The organism is Candidatus Nitrosocosmicus sp. T, from assembly GCF_054408485.1.
Genome location: NZ_CP166992.1, coordinates 3,030,620 through 3,046,491, shown reverse-complemented (window position 1 = coordinate 3,046,491; position 15,872 = coordinate 3,030,620). Strand labels below are relative to the sequence as shown.

The 15,872-nt window shown below is 34.0% G+C and carries 14 protein-coding genes and 1 pseudogene; 8 read left to right on the top strand and 7 right to left on the bottom strand.

Annotated features, from left to right (window positions below; translation table 11 throughout):
- The first annotated feature begins 902 nt into the window (after nucleotides 1–902).
- The 4 genes from AB0A59_RS15770 to AB0A59_RS15755 all read left to right on the top strand — a co-directional run bounded on the left by AB0A59_RS15770 (nucleotide 903) and on the right by AB0A59_RS15755 (nucleotide 3,359).
- Nucleotides 903–1,334 carry a PPOX class F420-dependent oxidoreductase gene (locus AB0A59_RS15770; RefSeq protein ID WP_458745313.1) on the top strand — a complete coding sequence of 144 codons (432 nt, stop codon included), beginning with the start codon at nucleotides 903–905 and terminating at the stop codon, nucleotides 1,332–1,334.
- Nucleotides 1,335–1,889: 555 nt separating this feature from the next.
- A complete protein-coding gene (locus tag AB0A59_RS15765; RefSeq protein WP_458745311.1) occupies nucleotides 1,890–2,048 on the top strand; it encodes a hypothetical protein in 159 nt (52 codons plus the stop codon).
- A gap of 365 nt (nucleotides 2,049–2,413) precedes the next feature.
- Nucleotides 2,414–2,758 (top strand): hypothetical protein, encoded by a 345-nt coding sequence (locus tag AB0A59_RS15760; RefSeq protein ID WP_458745309.1) that lies wholly within the window; start codon nucleotides 2,414–2,416, stop codon nucleotides 2,756–2,758.
- On the top strand, nucleotides 2,712–3,359 hold the full coding sequence (locus AB0A59_RS15755) for a cupredoxin domain-containing protein (protein ID WP_458745308.1): 648 nt from the start codon (nucleotides 2,712–2,714) through the stop codon (nucleotides 3,357–3,359). Before AB0A59_RS15760 ends, AB0A59_RS15755 begins: the two co-directional genes overlap by 47 nt.
- Nucleotides 3,360–3,446: 87 nt before the next feature.
- Here AB0A59_RS15755 and AB0A59_RS15750 read toward each other — a convergent pair whose 3' ends face one another.
- The gene (locus AB0A59_RS15750) at nucleotides 3,447–3,614 is read right to left on the bottom strand and encodes a hypothetical protein (RefSeq protein WP_458745307.1); all 168 of its coding nucleotides are present in this window, start codon (nucleotides 3,612–3,614) and stop codon (nucleotides 3,447–3,449) included.
- 585 nt (nucleotides 3,615–4,199) lie between these two features.
- Here AB0A59_RS15750 and AB0A59_RS15745 point away from each other — a divergent pair.
- Complete coding sequence (locus AB0A59_RS15745) at nucleotides 4,200–4,325, top strand: hypothetical protein (protein ID WP_458745306.1); 126 nt, start codon at nucleotides 4,200–4,202, stop codon at nucleotides 4,323–4,325.
- An 830-nt stretch (nucleotides 4,326–5,155) separates the two neighbouring features.
- Here AB0A59_RS15745 and AB0A59_RS15740 read toward each other — a convergent pair.
- Entirely contained in the window at nucleotides 5,156–5,968 is an 813-nt protein-coding gene (locus AB0A59_RS15740) for a ZIP family metal transporter (RefSeq protein WP_458747630.1), read from the bottom strand.
- A gap of 273 nt (nucleotides 5,969–6,241) precedes the next feature.
- The gene (locus tag AB0A59_RS15735) at nucleotides 6,242–7,129 is read right to left on the bottom strand and encodes a CBS domain-containing protein (RefSeq protein WP_458745304.1); all 888 of its coding nucleotides are present in this window, start codon (nucleotides 7,127–7,129) and stop codon (nucleotides 6,242–6,244) included.
- Between the two features lie 93 nt (nucleotides 7,130–7,222).
- Between AB0A59_RS15735 and AB0A59_RS15730 the strand changes: the two genes are divergently transcribed.
- Both AB0A59_RS15730 and ppsA read left to right on the top strand, forming a co-directional pair.
- Nucleotides 7,223–8,128 carry a CBS domain-containing protein gene (locus AB0A59_RS15730; protein ID WP_458745302.1) on the top strand — a complete coding sequence of 302 codons (906 nt, stop codon included), beginning with the start codon at nucleotides 7,223–7,225 and terminating at the stop codon, nucleotides 8,126–8,128.
- 427 nt (nucleotides 8,129–8,555) lie between these two features.
- A complete protein-coding gene (gene ppsA, locus AB0A59_RS15725; protein ID WP_458745301.1) occupies nucleotides 8,556–10,904 on the top strand; it encodes a phosphoenolpyruvate synthase in 2,349 nt (782 codons plus the stop codon).
- 32 nt (nucleotides 10,905–10,936) lie between these two features.
- On the opposite strand, the gene hsp20 is transcribed toward ppsA, so the two are convergent.
- A complete protein-coding gene (gene hsp20, locus AB0A59_RS15720) occupies nucleotides 10,937–11,566 on the bottom strand; it encodes an archaeal heat shock protein Hsp20 (protein WP_458745300.1) in 630 nt (209 codons plus the stop codon).
- Between the two features lie 276 nt (nucleotides 11,567–11,842).
- On the opposite strand from hsp20, the pseudogene AB0A59_RS15715 reads away from it, so the two are divergent.
- Nucleotides 11,843–11,968: pseudogene (locus AB0A59_RS15715) on the top strand (fructose 1,6-bisphosphatase); the annotation flags it as partial.
- Here AB0A59_RS15715 and AB0A59_RS15710 read toward each other — a convergent pair.
- The 3 genes from AB0A59_RS15710 to AB0A59_RS15700 form a co-directional block, all read right to left on the bottom strand.
- On the bottom strand, nucleotides 11,955–13,229 hold the full coding sequence (locus tag AB0A59_RS15710; protein ID WP_458745298.1) for a glycosyltransferase: 1,275 nt from the start codon (nucleotides 13,227–13,229) through the stop codon (nucleotides 11,955–11,957). The pseudogene AB0A59_RS15715 and the gene AB0A59_RS15710 sit on opposite strands and share 14 nt — an antisense overlap.
- Nucleotides 13,230–13,474: 245 nt before the next feature.
- A complete protein-coding gene (locus tag AB0A59_RS15705) occupies nucleotides 13,475–13,945 on the bottom strand; it encodes a universal stress protein (RefSeq protein ID WP_458745297.1) in 471 nt (156 codons plus the stop codon).
- A gap of 953 nt (nucleotides 13,946–14,898) precedes the next feature.
- Nucleotides 14,899–15,867 (bottom strand): glycoside hydrolase family 130 protein, encoded by a 969-nt coding sequence (locus AB0A59_RS15700; protein ID WP_458745295.1) that lies wholly within the window; start codon nucleotides 15,865–15,867, stop codon nucleotides 14,899–14,901.
- Nucleotides 15,868–15,872: the final 5 nt, after the last annotated feature.

Sequence of the window (15,872 nt, the reverse complement as noted above, 5' to 3'; positions counted from 1 at the left end):
AATATTTAGTATCGTTTTACGGCTTCTTCCCTGTATTTCTTCCGCATTCCCCAACCGCGAAATGACCTTGTCCTCAATTTATAGTGACAACATGGACAATAAGTTTCGTCACATTTGATAAATATCTCACAGATACTACATCTTTTCTGGCCTTCTTTATATCTGGATGGAACATCATTATTCCTTTTTGCCTTGAACCTTGTACATATTCCATTGCAGCTCATATCAATCAGAACAAGAAAAACAATCCCTTAATTCAAATAAATATGTACTTGATTGATTTAATAATATGCATTAACTCGTACAAATTCTACCTTTGGTTATGGTTTTTCTAATATTCGGTATGTATCCATCATTGGAAAATACTCAAATACTAATCCTACTTTGAAGTAAATAGACGAATTGTAGTTCAATTCCTTGGTTACATCTCTTAGTAGCAAAAACCTTGCAATAACAGTAAATGTAAAATTTCATTTTAGATCTAAGCATCAAGCCATAACATTTGCTGGGCTTGCTTACATTATTCATTTCTGCCGCTTCTAAGTCCTTTGGATGCATTGTAGATTAAATTATTATTGAATCTAAATTTGTATTGGCCCGATAGTAATAGTAATTATTATCAAATCAATCTGGAAAATATATGAGAATCGATGGAGAACAGGGTTAAATCCAACCTGTCCAATTAATTCTCTGTATTTACTTTTGTATTTAATATTATTCTAATTCATTTGTTACGGCCGGAAATGCACTAGAATCTGGTTCCCGCAGTAAATTGCTTATCAAAAAACTAACTAAATCTATACACCCTATAAATAACAACAGTTAAGAAATAGTAGTAATAATTATGTTTTTGTCAGAATAATTTTAAATGTAATGCTGGTTAAATAACGTCAGATATTATTTTGCTCACAGAAAAAGAAATCGAGTATATTAAATCACAAAGGCTCGCAAGAATCGCCACTTCCTGTTCGTTTTCCCAATCCGATATTGCAAGTTGCCAACCAGACGTTGTTCCCGTAGGTTTTGATTTTGATGGTGAGTATTTTTATGTAGGTGGAATGAATATTTTGGAATCTACAAAATACAAAAATGTTTTAATAAATAATAAAGTTGCTCTAGTTATAGACGATTTAAAGACTATCAATCCTTGGGAACCACGGGGTATCAGGATTTATGGAGTAGCAGATACAGTTGATCGTCAAGGAGGTTACATGTCCAATACAGATCATCCTCAATCTAGATATATAAGAATAAGACCTACTAGGAAATGGAGCTGGGGAATTGATGAACCTGTTTTTGTCGAAGGTAAATTTAATGTGAAAAAATCGTCTTAAAAGACCAACGAATTAGAATCACTGGGCCTTAATTTCTTATCCTTTTACCGATCTGGAGCTCGTAAATTCTTAGCGTTTTCCTATCCCTAACAAATAATTAACCTTTAGAGCATAGCGACATGGGTTTAACCCTCTTAGAGCTTGATAAAAACGTGTGACTGAAAACGAGCTTTTAGTACGCCTCAAAGAAGACCAAAGGAGATAGTTTCATCTTTTATCATTGTCAAATAGGAGTATATGCGGTAATACGTCATTTGAGATTTATAATATTTAGAGACTGGTTATTAAGATGTTGATAAGAAATTGGATGATAATATACTATGATCGCTTCATATTTTTTCAATATTTGTAATATTCATAAACCGTATTTTGTAATAGTCACCTAACCATATTGGGTTAGTCATAGCGAGTCAAGATAAACGAAAAATCGGAATCAAGGCTTATGAAGGACACATAAATAGGAAGAAAATATTTGGTCTACATTTTATGACAAATATTTTCTTTACCAATCTTCCTTTTCCTAATAATACAGTTTCTGATGATTTGTCATCCTAGTTGGACACAGACGATTTGTCTTCTATCCGCCTGCCCCCAGGTGGCATCGGAAACGGTGCTTTGGATGCTTATATGGTGGATAACGGAATATGTCCGTTTAGGTTTTACAAATTTGCTAGCATCCTTTTATCTTTAACACAACGGGTATCTTACTGTTGACCGGCGTTATCCAAATTCACCGATCTGATAATATGATATTGGTATCAGAGTTTGTTTTTGGGCGCGACCTTAGAGTGGGCGGTCTGGATTAGCGAACACCATTCGAATTCGAGTTAATTTATGACGGCAATAATCTAAGGTTTGGTACACATTTATTTAGCATGTCTTCCAGTTTTTTTGCCTTCAATGACTGGTTACATTATTGCATTCACAACAACTGTTTTCCTCCGTTGTTTTCGCTTATCTAAATACTCTAAAAACATCGTTTGTTTAATCATGTCAGTCGAACAATTACAAAAAGGGACAAATAACGATTCATATTCAGCAGTGCCAAGCCTCTATCTACAAGTATCGCATTGTAAAAAATGTATTTAAACTACAGTGCTACTGTCAGTACTAATAGAATTTTTTCTAGTAAAATTCCATATAGGAAAATACTTGCTTTTTCTTTGTTTTCTCTGGTGCTTACTATCTTAGTATCTAGTACCTTTTTTTGGGGCAACTCCTTTGCTCAATTTGGACTCTCGCCTTTGCCAGCAACGCAAAAAGTGTTACCCTCATACATAATTGATATACCTGCTGGCGCAGTATCTTCTGAAGAATCCATACATTATGTCCCTCCAAAGATATCTATACCTGCAGGTACAACGGTTGCATGGTTCAATGATGATCCAGGCCAGGTCCAATACAGTAACCAGTGGAGTACCTGACGCTACCGACTCGGGACAAATATTTAACTCGGGGTTTATGCCGTTTGGCACCTTTTATCAGATGACCTTTAAAATCCCAGGAGATTATTTCTATTACTGTACATTACATCCGTACATGTCTGGAACCATTCATGTGGGCGGGGCCGCTGAAATGGGACATCACTTTACACTGACATCTGGAGCAGAACTTTTGCCCGTTGATAGCATATTTAATTGGACGATAGTCGATTGGACAATAAATAAGACACAAAATGACAGAACATTGCTTAACTTTAGGCCCATAAGCGTTGCCGTTGACCGGTCTACTCCGATAGTCTACAATATTATGGTAGAAAACAACACCAATAACCAAACAATATTCAATTACAATTTCCAGGTTATAGGCGGAAGCGATCTTCAGGTCGAGTTAATCTCTAACAGCAATATGAACAGTACAAACGTATATGGTCCTGATGTATCGGATCCGAATACGGGTGCCTATCATGTTGAAAGAGATTTTGGGGATGGCAACTATACAATCAGAGCTCAGGTAGTTTCAGTGGGGAATAATCTGGTTGAAGATAACATAGCTGACGAATTTGGATTGAGATTTGTCTCCTAAAATATATTCAATCCAATTTTATTCTATTTATTTTTTGATAGAGGAATCTATATTATTCGTTTAAAATACAATCTTTTCACATTGTAATCAGTAGACAGGCATTAGATGGAAGATCAACTTTGGATTGGCAGAGTTTGGATGATGGGACGAATAAGTATTTGCAACATTATTCAATGTTCTATCATCCATACTTGTGGATTCGCAAGATGCAATGTCATCGTAGCTATCGTTATAATTAATTATACTATCATTCAAAAGAATTTTATGCTAGTAAGACTAAATCAAAACAGAAGTATTAATTTTAGACGAAAATCAGATAAACAAATCAAAGTCCAGTTTATAGCATCTATATTGTCTTAAACCTCATAGGAATAATTGTTAATAATTACGAATTAAGATTAAAACATTTGTAAAGACATCGATAAATAGAAGTCATATATTAAAAATACGATTTCCATCGTATCTTATTAACAGATCGATGGACTCATTATATGAGATTTAATATAATATCATTTTAGATGTCATTACAGGTATCAAAAATTAACCAGATTCCAATCAAACTGCACTATTCCTTTGTTTTGGTATTTTTTTTGATTGCGTGGACTCTTCCATATGGTTTTATACCTCAGTACTCATCGGGTTTAAATCATGTACACAATTGGATAGTGAGTATAATAGGAACCGCTATTTTATTTCTGCCTGTATTAATTCACCAGTAACTAAATTAAACTATGAGATAATTGATATGGTAACTTTCAAAAGATGTTTAATTGTTTCAGAACCTCAAAGAGATATTACCATTGTAAAGAACATCATGTCCCCCAAAAGAGTAAAATAAAGTTGTTAAAATTTGAAGATACTGCTGCTGAAAAGGCACTATCAATAATGATTAAAGAAAATCAGGACAAGATTCTTGTTTGCAACACCATGGGTATATTGGAAGTGTTGTCAGCAAAACCGAAATAATCCGAGCAATAGATGAAAGAAAATTATTTTTCAACAATAGTAATAAATTAATCTAAATCCAAGAACACTTTATTGTCGCTTGGTCCTAAGGCTCATGGTTAACCATAACCTTTTCGCTAGTAATAGTATATTAGTCATATTATTCAGAATATTAGAGGTAATTTCATATTCAAACATATTGAAATTATTTCTGTATATTGTATATTGTTTTTTTAAAGATGGTAGATGAATTACTTCAAAAGTAAAATTCAATCAACTTGCTAAAAGTCTGATAATTTCTTAATTTGATTAGTTATACGGCTCGATGATAAAACAAATTCTATATTGGATTAATATAAAAATATAGATTTTAGCTTATTACATGTCTATTATTAAATTCAATTGACCATAAATCAGACTTAAATCGATCAAGAATTTATTAAATTGGTTAAAGCCTTACTACCACAAGGAATGCATTGAACTTTTTTCAATGAACATGTGATCAACTATTATGAGTGTGGAACTATAGAAAGCAAGTGTTTGTACGGAATGGGGAAGAGCACATAACGAGAGATGTCCGAGGACACATATTGTCATTGGCAATAATGATGGGTTATGCTGTAGTCCACATGCCATTTCTCATATGATCTTTTCAAGTACCATGAGAATCTATCTCAAAACTGTAGCCATTGTTAAGGCTGTTTAGCATTTTCAGATGAGCCATCTAATATCCATTATGATTTAGAGAATGACTATGGCAGTATGAAGTGAATGATAAATTTCCATTAAATAAAACTCTGATACATATTATTTGACGGAAATCATTTCTCGGTGATTTGAACAGTTCAGATCTATGATGATGCCAAATCCAGTATCATCATCAGTGAAAATCCTATTAGAAAACAAACCGCAGAAAGTACGCCTTTTCCATCACGTTGAGATTCTGGCATTATTTTCGCTATGACAACAAGGATCATGGCTCCAGCGGCAAAGCTCAGTGCATAGGGTAAAAGGGGCTGAGCCGCAAGCACAAACATTGCTCCTAATATACCTGCAACAGGTTCTACTGTAGTCGATAACTGCCCATACCAAAAGCTCTTGATTTTGGACATTCCCTGAGCACGTAATGGCATGGAGACTGCGAGCCCTTCAGGGAAGTTCTGAAGACTAATCCCTATCGTAAGTGAAATAGCAGCGGCTAATCCAGCTTCTGGTATTCCAAGGGACGCTGCACCGTAAGCTACTCCTATTGCCAATCCTTCTGGTATATTGTGAATGGTTATAGCCAATATCAAAACAGTCTTACTCTCAAAATCTATGTCTGAACTATTGGGATTCTTGATTATATCTTTGTGATGAAGGTGTCGGAGAATGAGATCCGCAATACAGATTACCAGTGCCCCCAGTATAAATCCAGTTGCTACAGGAATCCAATATGGCATGTCACTAGATTGAGATGACTGTATTATTGACGGAAGAAGTAGAGAAAAAAAACTAGCCGACAGCATTATGCCTGCCGCAAATCCAAGAAGAGCTTGGAAAAACTTCTTGCTAAAACTTCTTGTAAAAAACACGGTAGAGGCGCCGATTGCGGCAACTAACCATGTAAAAAAAGTCGCTATAAGTGTCTGTTCCAACGGATTCAATTCGCTAAAGAATGTCACATCCATGTCGGCGTCTAGGAAGTTGTGGTAGCCTTCGATTAAAATTTTCCTGTCTAAACCTTCTATGAAGAAAATATGCCTTTGAACTTTGCTTTTATCATGTTAACTTTAAAACCACGTGTGAATTCTTCAAATAGTATTCCTTCAGAGATATTGATCGATAATTTTTATGTAATCATCTATCTAAAGTTCCTAGGCTGATAATCCCGTTCATCAACATGGAATTACGTTGATAATTCTAAAGCAGATCAGCTCCAATGTAAAGAATCATTTTTAGTAAATCTTTACTACTGATTTTAGAATATCTGTTTTAGTTATAATCCCTGTAAGGATCATTGTATCATTGATGACAGGTAGTCCACTGATTCTATGCCTTATCATTATCCTTGCAGCTTCTGCTACATCGTCATCTTCATCCATGAGAAGAGGTTTAGAAGTCATTATATCACTGGACATTAAGAACGACTTTACATCTGATATTTTGAATATTGATTTTTTGTCTTTTGTATTACTTGAATTTTGGGATGGAAACTTGTTTGATGCAAAGTTTATGTCATAAAATATACTAGCTGGAAGAAAATCCTTTGAAGTAACAATCCCTATAGGAAATCCATCTTTAACAATCACTACTCTTGATATCTTATGTGACTGCATAAGACCGTATAAGAAATTGATATTATCATCTGGAGCTGCTGTAATTACTTTACTTGTCATGCGCTCTTTAACAGAAAAGAAACCAGAACAATGATATGCAAATACCTCAACTAAATCAGTCTTTGTCATTATTTCTTTGATTTGGCCTTCACCACTAGCTACGAATAGAGAACTTATATTGTTATTGAGCATAGATTGGGCACAGAATTGAATTGAAGCATCTTTTTGAACAGTAATTAACTCGTTAGGATCCTTTAGTAGATCTTTGATAAGTATTTCACTCAGTAGTTTTCTGTCGGGTGAATTCTTGTATAAATAATTAAATAAATCTTTCTCAGTAACGATGCCAATGATTTTTTCGTTATTTGATATTCCAATCCTTCTTATATTGTACTTTAAAATAATATCTCTAACATCTAATAGTGTTTTTTGTTGATCGACTGAAATTAAAGGTCTGCTAATATCTCCGGCTTTAAGGACTATCTTTTCGTTATCATCAAGCGGCATTTGAATAACTGGATATCTTTGGCTATAAAAATATAGATCAAAAACTATCGGAATAAAAAAAAGTCTTATTACCTGGAAATAAACCTTATTCTTATGCCACAAAACAGAAATAACACTTTTGTACTAAATGCTTTTCATATTGCTAAACCTATTGTATCATTAGGATCAGATAAGACATTTCTTGATGCAAGAAATTTAATGCTAAGATATAATATAAAAAGAATTATTGTGTCATCGCCTAAAGATAAAAGAGTAATTGGAATTGTCACGGAAAAGGATTTGACAAAATTTCTATCCATTCAAGCGTTTGATAAGCGTAAATTAGGCGAGATATTATTAGATGAATTACTTCAACACAAAAACGAATTATATGCTGTAAACAAAAATTTTTCACTAGGTCTCTGTGCTCAGTTTATGCTAGATAAAAATATCAGCTCTCTATTACTTGTAGACGAAGAAAATAAGGTAAATAAGATAATTACAAAGACAGATTTGATAGCACTAATTGCTAGCCGTAATCTGGACAATTTTACCGTAAGCCAATATATGACTAAAAAAGTTATTACTGTAAGCCCAGAAGAGAATGTAAATATAATACCAGTATTGATGAATCAATATAATATATCGCGAGTAGTTGTAGTGAGTCAAAATAAACCTATAGGCATAATAACTACAAGAGATATGATACCCAAAGGAAATTATTTTGGAGTTTTAAATTACAGTAACAGTGATAGACCAAAAGAATTTGAAAATATGGCAAATAATAATAGGGTTTCATCTTCCAAAATGAGAATACCCTTTACAGCAGAGGATATAATGACACCCCGTCCACTACTCATTAATCAAGAAGCAGTCTTGATGGAAGCCGCCAAAGCAATGATCGGAAATTGTATTAGTGGAATACCAGTAGTAAACGATTTACAAGAATTAGCTGGAATAATAACTAAAACAGATATTATAAAGGCAATAGTAGATTTGGGTAAAAATAAAGATCAGTAAAACTTTTTAAAAATTAATTTTTAGTTCTTCCATATACAATAAACTTAAGATGTACAAAGCTAACCAAAGTTCTTACATTGGGAAGGATGGTAGTTTGTATGTTGAAAAAGAAAGGTAGCCAGTATAAAAACCACCAGGATTTAGGTTAAATCCCTCAAAAGATAAAATACTATCAGAATATCACGACTGGTGCGAGCCATAAGCATGATAAAACGAAATTTACTATTGCCATCTAAAGAAAATAATTCAATATCCATACAAGAAAGAATAATCTTCATATATATTTTCGAAAAGTTATGAAACTTCAAAATAAACTTTCTCTGCCTCAAATAGAATTTTAGAGGGCGGATTCAGCAAATATAGTATCGTTTCCAGTTTTCTTGCAGATGGAAATTTCTACAATATAAAATAGCAAATATTTTTCTAGTTGAAAGTTTCGTATACTGTAGTGTATGACTACGTAGTAATGCTTAAAGAAGTTGGAAAAGAGGATATAAAATCCGTAGGAGGGAAAGGCGCAAATCTTGGTGAATTGCTAAAACTTGGTATTTCAGTTCCTTCTGGCTTTGTTATTACCACATCGTCTTTTGAGAAATTCATTCGGGATAGTAACATTGGAGAAACGATAAACGAGATTATAAATAATACCGACGTCAATGATGCAATCTCATTAATGGATTCTTCTATGAAAATAAAAGAAATGATTCTTTCTTGTAGGATTCCTCAAGAAATTGAAGCAAAAATAACAGAATATTATCAAGATCTCTTAAGTAATAATGAAGATACTATTAAAAGGACTGAAAATTTAGATTCTTTTCCCTTGGTTGCCGTTAGGAGCTCCGCTACTGCTGAGGATTTGCCTAATGCTTCATTTGCGGGACAACAATCTTCCTTTCTTAACGTAAAAAATGAATTGGAATTCAAAGAATGTGTTAAAAAATGCTGGGCTTCTCTCTATGAGCCGCGTGCTATTTTCTATCGCTCCAATCATAGAATCTCTAATGCAAGCATTGCAGTGGTGGTTCAAAAAATGATTAACGCTGATAAATCTGGAATCATGTTCACCATAGATCCTACAACAGGTGAGGAAGTAATACTAATTGAAGCGACCTGGGGTTTGGGAGAAAGCATCGTTGGAGGTGAGGTGTCACCTGATTCTTATCGTGTTAGTAAACCGAAAATGAAAGAAAAAAGTTCAGACGTTAGCGCAATCTTAGACATAAAGACTTCGTCAAAAACAAAAATCATTAAATTCGATTTTATTTCTAAAACTACCCAAAAATACGATTCGCCAAAGGACAAATTAAATACACAAGTACTTACTGAAAAGCAAATCCTACAATTAGGAATATATGGATTGATGATTGAAAAACATTATAATGACCAACCACAAGATATTGAATTTGCAGTAGACCATCATGATAACATATACTTTGTGCAAAGCAGGCCCATAACGACCCATTTGATTAAAAAAGATGCATTTGATATTATAAAGGAAAACCAGTTGCTAATAGGTAGTGCAGCTTCTCCTGGGATTGCTACCGGTAAAGTTAGAATTGTCTGCACCAAAGACGATATCAAAAATATACAAAAGGGTGATATTATCGTAACAACTATGACTTCTCCTGATTTAGTTCCAAGTATGAATAAATCCGCAGCCATTATCACTGACCTTGGTGGCAGGACGTGTCATGCAGCGATAGTCTCAAGAGAAATGGGAATTCCGGCAATTGTAGGCACACAAGATGCTACGAAAATACTACAAAATGGCAGGATGATTACAGTGGATGCTTATAATGGAATCGTTTATGACGGCATGGTTAATATTAAGAATGTTTTTCCTACCGATGGCCCTAGAGAAACAGATACTGGTCGGTTACACCATAAACAAATGACAAAGACAAAAATAAAAATAAATCTTGCATTTGCTAAGAATATCAATGATGTAGAACCAAAAACAGATGGAGTTGGTTTACTTAGGTTGGAGCACATGATCTCCCAATTTGGTATACATCCTGCTAAATTGATGAAAGAGAATCGATTGGATAAGTATGTTCAAATGTTAATTGATGGGATCAGGCCAATAGCTAGAATTTTTTATCCAAAACCGGTTTGGGTCAGGACATTGGATGCAAGGACAGACGAATTTAGGAATCTAATTGGAGGTGAAGATGAACCAATAGAATCAAATCCAATGCTAGGATGGCATGGAATTCGTAGAAGCCTAGATGAACCTCCTTTATTAAAAGCTGAATTAACGGCAATACAAAGACTGCATGATGAAGGACTTACCAATCTATATGTGATGCTTCCTTTTGTGATATCGGTAGAAGAAGTAGCAAAGACTAAACAAATTTGCAGACAAGAATTCCCTATACTTGAGAAAAAGATTGGTATAATGGTTGAAACTCCTGCTGCAGTTATGATAATTGAAGACTTGTGCAAAGAGGGGATAGCCTTTGTTAGCTTCGGTACCAATGATCTTACTCAATTGATCTTGGGAATAGATAGAAATAACGAACGATTAGCTAAATTATCATCCGTATATCATCCTGCCGTCCTGCAATCCATGAAATTGGTAATCGATGTCTGTAATCGTTTTGATGTGGAAACATCTAACTGTGGAGAAAGTGGTAGCCAATCTGATATGGCTCGAATTCTCGTTAGATATGGTATCAAGAGTATTTCAAGCAATCGAGACGCAATTGAAACTATATTAACAACGGTCTTTGAAGAAGAACAAAGACTGGCTAAAATTAAAGAAAAAGTTGGATAGAAGATACAAGCTCATTAGAAAAGAAAAATGTTTTAATCCACTTTTACTTCTTTACCTTTCGGTTTTGATTGTTGCTTCTTATTGAAGACGACTTCTAATATTCCGTTATTATATTTTGAAGATGCAGTTTCAATATCTGCCTCTGACGGTAAATTAATGACCTCATGATACTTTCTTTGTGGATCATCCGTACTTATTTCAACTGAAGAGTCATAAGCGTTCACTTTTATGTTTTCCTTCTTTACACCGGGCATTTCTACTACTACCTTTATCTCTTTGTCATTCGTACTAATATCAACAAGAGGTTCTCTTTCAGAACTCAGGATAGGAGATGTTCCTGATGTAGAAGTTCTTACATTTCCAAACTCTTTTACGTGGGGTTTACCATCAGCACCTATTGTCATCGAATACCCGTACACAATTGGACCTACCTCTCTTACTTTTGCTCCCTCGGCAGTAGTATATTCTCTAACAAGTTCTTTAGGGGCTTTGGTTTCCATATCTTTAAACTCCTCCTGGAACATTCTTTCCATATCCTTTCTCATATCGTCGTAGTCTCTTAACATGTCATCAAAATAACTGTGTTTTGGCCATTTTATTCCCCTATCTTTTCCAAAAAACCTTTTCAGCCATTCATCATGGTAAGAATTCCATATACTCATTTAATCATATGACTTGATCTTGTATTTAAGAATGCCTTTAACGATTTCAAGAAGGGAGTAACAGATAATATCAAAGAATCTATTTAAATCCAATGAATTATAAGCAAATTATCTTATCTTTGATTTATGACACTGTTGTTTAGAAATTAATACGATTTGGGTACTACTTACTAATATTTGGAAAAGCCAATTAATTATCGTATTAGACAGCCAAAAATACTCAATTCACCTGTCTTGTCTTATGGATTAATAATGGGGGAAACTACGATATTAGCTAATACTCACTATTTTGCAGGCGATACCAGATGAAGTTATCACATACCTTTGATGCCTGTAAAATTAAATTCGGCCGCCAGTATCAATTACGCTATACCTATTGTTTCATATCTTATACGCAGTATGCGTACCATACTTTTCCTATCCTTCTATCAAATATCGATTTGTTATAAATTTCTAGATGTTGACGTGCAATATTATTCCACGTTAACTTTTGTTTAAACTCTTCAACTTTTTGAACATATTCTGAGTTACCCACTTCCAATTTCTTAAGGGCACGTTCAAACTCGCCTGGTTTTCTTTTTACTGTAATACCTAGGCCCTTTTTTTCAAACTCTTTAAAAAAACCCAAATCAGTTGCTATAAAAGGGAGACCATGGGCTAAGGCATCAAAAAGAACTCCAGAACCCGAGGTTACAGTATATGGGAGAACGATAACATCAGAACTATAAAGCAAAATAGAGAGATCCATGTCGGTTAAAAAACCCTGATTTAAATTGATGATTTTCTGATCCCTATTGTTAGCATCCCATTTGATTTTGTGATCTATATCATTAATTGTTCCGGCCGATGAATGATTTCTTGTGCCATAAAAGTTTTTTGATTGGTTAATCACTATTGTCCAGTTATGGGGAATATTTAGACTATTTAACAGGTCCCAACCCTTAGTATGTGTTGCAAACCCAAAGAGTAATCCTATTTTCTTATCTACCGGTAAATTAAACTTTTTTCTAGCCAATTTCTTTTCTAGAGGTACAGGTAAGGTAGGTTCTGCGCCATGGTAAACAACAACCATGTTGTTCTTTTTAAAATTCGACTTGGTCGTGACTGTTCTATTAGATATCAGATGGGCCAAGTATTCTGAAAATACAATATTGTAACTACTTTTTTTCATCTTGATTTTATTGGATTTATTAAAAGCATGATAGGTTGACAAGGTCATCATAAATTCTTTGATTTTCCTCAAAGGGTTAATTGAATTTGTATTTACATCATTTTCTTGATTATACAGCAGTTTTGATAATTTTAACCATTGTCTGAATGGGTACGCAGAGTGAAACGTAGTAATTATTGGAATAGGACATTTCTCATAAAAACATTCTATGTTAGTAATAGCTTTGTTTGAATTATTTCTAAATCTTTGTTTTAACCCATATAGACCATGCTCTAATTGAACGTGCACAACGTCGGGGTTCAATTTATCGATAACATTTAGTATTACTTGTGAATTATTTTGATTTGAAGGATCAAGACCAAAAAAATCACCATTGCCTTTCTCGTTGCATAAAACATAAACTGTAACTCCTATTTTTTTTAGTTCTTTAACTAAGTTACTTGTATATCTTCCAACACCGCCAGGTATTGGAGGATATTCCGTAGAAACCATCAGGACATTTGGTCCCAACTCAGTATTCACAACCTTCTATTATATCTAAATATTGGATACGCTGGTTAATATTTTCATCTTTTTACACCATAAAAAATAAAAAAACGTCAGTCTGTCATCTGAATTTTCTTAATCTGGATTTTGACTACAATAAATTCCATTTAATACGGTAGAAAGGTAGTTGTACAAAGCGCTTTTTTAAAGATAGATATACAATCATAGATCTCTTTTAGAGATTCATATTTTTAGCGCATTAAAACTACAGGGCAAGATGCTATCTCTGAGATCCATCTAGAAATACTTCCTACCCCTTTTCTGTTATGCCTTTTCTTGAATGATCCGCTGCTGCCCATCACTATTAAGTGTATATTTGGGTTCTTAGAAACAGCAAGGATTTCATCATCAGGGTGTCCCACTCGTATAATGTATTTGACAAATAACTCTTTTTCTTTAATTTTGTCAACTACCCCTGTCATGTATTTCTCTGCGCCTTGTTTAATTAGATTTACGAGATATTTTTTGGCTTTCTCAAGGTCAGCTATGTTTGAAATAAACTTTTCTATTCTTGATGGACAAAGGCTAGTATCGTCTATAATATACAATAAAAGAATAGCATAATCCATCCTTGATGCTATTTCGATGGCCTTATCTAGCGCCTTTATAGAAAGTTCAGTAGCGTCATAGGGAACTAAAATGCTAGGCTTACCTATCGCCATACTTTTTATATATCAAGTTTTGTATTTATAGATGTATTTTTAAAATATTTAGAGAATGAGATAAAAATATTCTGATACTAAAGGCAGGCTATGTAAAGTTAGGCTCGAATGTTTTTGATATAATAATAAGTACATCCTTAATCCATTATTTGATAGGGTCTGATGCACTTTTCTTTTCGACAAGAAAAAAATCATCGAAAATTTTTGTCTTGCTTGAATAGTTCTTCTATAATGCCCTTCTCAAGAGGAGAGAAACAAAGCATGGATGATTTGTTTTGAGATACTCACAAGCATGTAGGTACCTTGTACATCAATCTGGGGAAACTAGATGTTTTGTATGAATACTTTCTATAAGAGGTAAACCTTTATGCTATTAGACTGTATATTTCTTTGGAAATAGATAGCATAAGAATTGTCTGTTCTCTGACTCCATATCTACCTGAATCTATACATATACTTCAAACCTACTTTGATCAAAGTTTCACATACCCGTATTCTATAATTCATTTTCATTCTACCGACCATTTTAGGTTTATACTTTTGAATCCAGTTCAAATGGAAACGTGGTTTCGGCTGAAAATGCGTGTCTATTGCATGCTCTTATTAAAGCTAGTCTGAAAAGTACAGATATAATCCGTAGTAAACATATATTGAACATGTTTTATTTCTGAAATTATATAACGAGATAGAGTATCTCTAAGCTAAATGATTTGCTTAAGTAAACAGGTTCCATTGATGCAATAAAGTAAAACAATTAATCTAATAAGGGTTGAATAAGCAGGCTTAGCATTGTAAAAAGCTTAATATATTAAAGGAATAAGTTTCCATAATGATGGCAGAAAAGAAGAGCAAATTTGGTTTTTAATGAAATATTAGTCTTTCGTGGGCTTTTTTTTGGATGTTACTTATAGTCTGCATTTTATCCATCTATTAATCACATTTCTAATTCATGGTTAATTGTTTTGAAAGATGTGTTCTATAAGATCGTTAAGCTCAACTGTAGCAAGACAACAGAACTTGTCTGCGCCTCCGTAATAAATGAATAATTCTCCATCGATATTACACAACCCTGTTGGAAATACCACATTATTTACATCACCATATTTTTCATATTCTGTAGTAGGCGTCAAAATCGGCTTATTGCATCTACAAACTATTTTACTTGGATCATTTGAATCCAAAAGTGCAGCCCCCGCGCTGTAAACCCTATCTGCACTCACCCCGTGGTATATTACTAACCAACCATATTTGGTCTTTATAGGCGGGGGTCCGGCACCTATCTTTAATTGTTCCCATATAAACTCTGGTTTCATAAGTAAAGTATGCTGTTCTAACTTAGTCACTGTGGAGGATTCACCAAGCCAAATACTAGGCCTATCTACACCATATGCTTTGCCGATCCAAGAACTCGGTCTATGTAAACAGAAATATGATTTACCTGCTTTGTTTAAATTTGAAGAAAGTCTCTCGGGAAAAAGAACCACATCTTTGTTATCCATTTCTTCGCTTGTAATTAGACCCAATCTTTCAAAATCTACATAATCCTTGGATACTGCTGCTAGTGCAGTTGATACTTCTGGCCCAGCTTTCGGATGTTCTGATAATACTACATAGGTGATATAAATTTGGTCTTCAATTTCAGATAATCGAGGATCTTCTATACCAAATTGTTCATACTCTAAAATCGGATCGAAAGCTATTTCATTGCGTCTATTAAAGGTGTAGCCGTCTCCACTTGAAGCATATCCTATTCTTGATACATAATTCTCATATTCACCAATCGCTCTATATAACAAATGAATCCTATTTCCGTCATATAACGCGGCACAGTTAAAAACAGCTTGACTCTCCCACAAATTATTTCTATTAGGACGGAGTATGGGATTATTTGGATATCTTTTTAGGATTCCGCCTTCGTCCATGATGA

What these genes read in the sequence shown, in the direction of transcription:
- AB0A59_RS15730 (WP_458745302.1), top strand. Translation starts at nt 7,223, where the DNA reads ATGCCACAAAACAGAAATAACACTTTTGTACTAAATGCTTTTCATATT.
- AB0A59_RS15700 (WP_458745295.1), bottom strand. Translation starts at nt 15,867, where the DNA reads ATGGACGAAGGCGGAATCCTAAAAAGATATCCAAATAATCCCATACTC.
- AB0A59_RS15755 (WP_458745308.1), top strand. Translation starts at nt 2,712, where the DNA reads ATGATGATCCAGGCCAGGTCCAATACAGTAACCAGTGGAGTACCTGAC.
- AB0A59_RS15710 (WP_458745298.1), bottom strand. Translation starts at nt 13,229, where the DNA reads ATGGTTTCTACGGAATATCCTCCAATACCTGGCGGTGTTGGAAGATAT.
- AB0A59_RS15705 (WP_458745297.1), bottom strand. Translation starts at nt 13,945, where the DNA reads ATGGCGATAGGTAAGCCTAGCATTTTAGTTCCCTATGACGCTACTGAA.
- AB0A59_RS15735 (WP_458745304.1), bottom strand. Translation starts at nt 7,129, where the DNA reads ATGCCGCTTGATGATAACGAAAAGATAGTCCTTAAAGCCGGAGATATT.
- AB0A59_RS15760 (WP_458745309.1), top strand. Translation starts at nt 2,414, where the DNA reads ATGTATTTAAACTACAGTGCTACTGTCAGTACTAATAGAATTTTTTCT.
- hsp20 (WP_458745300.1), bottom strand. Translation starts at nt 11,566, where the DNA reads ATGAGTATATGGAATTCTTACCATGATGAATGGCTGAAAAGGTTTTTT.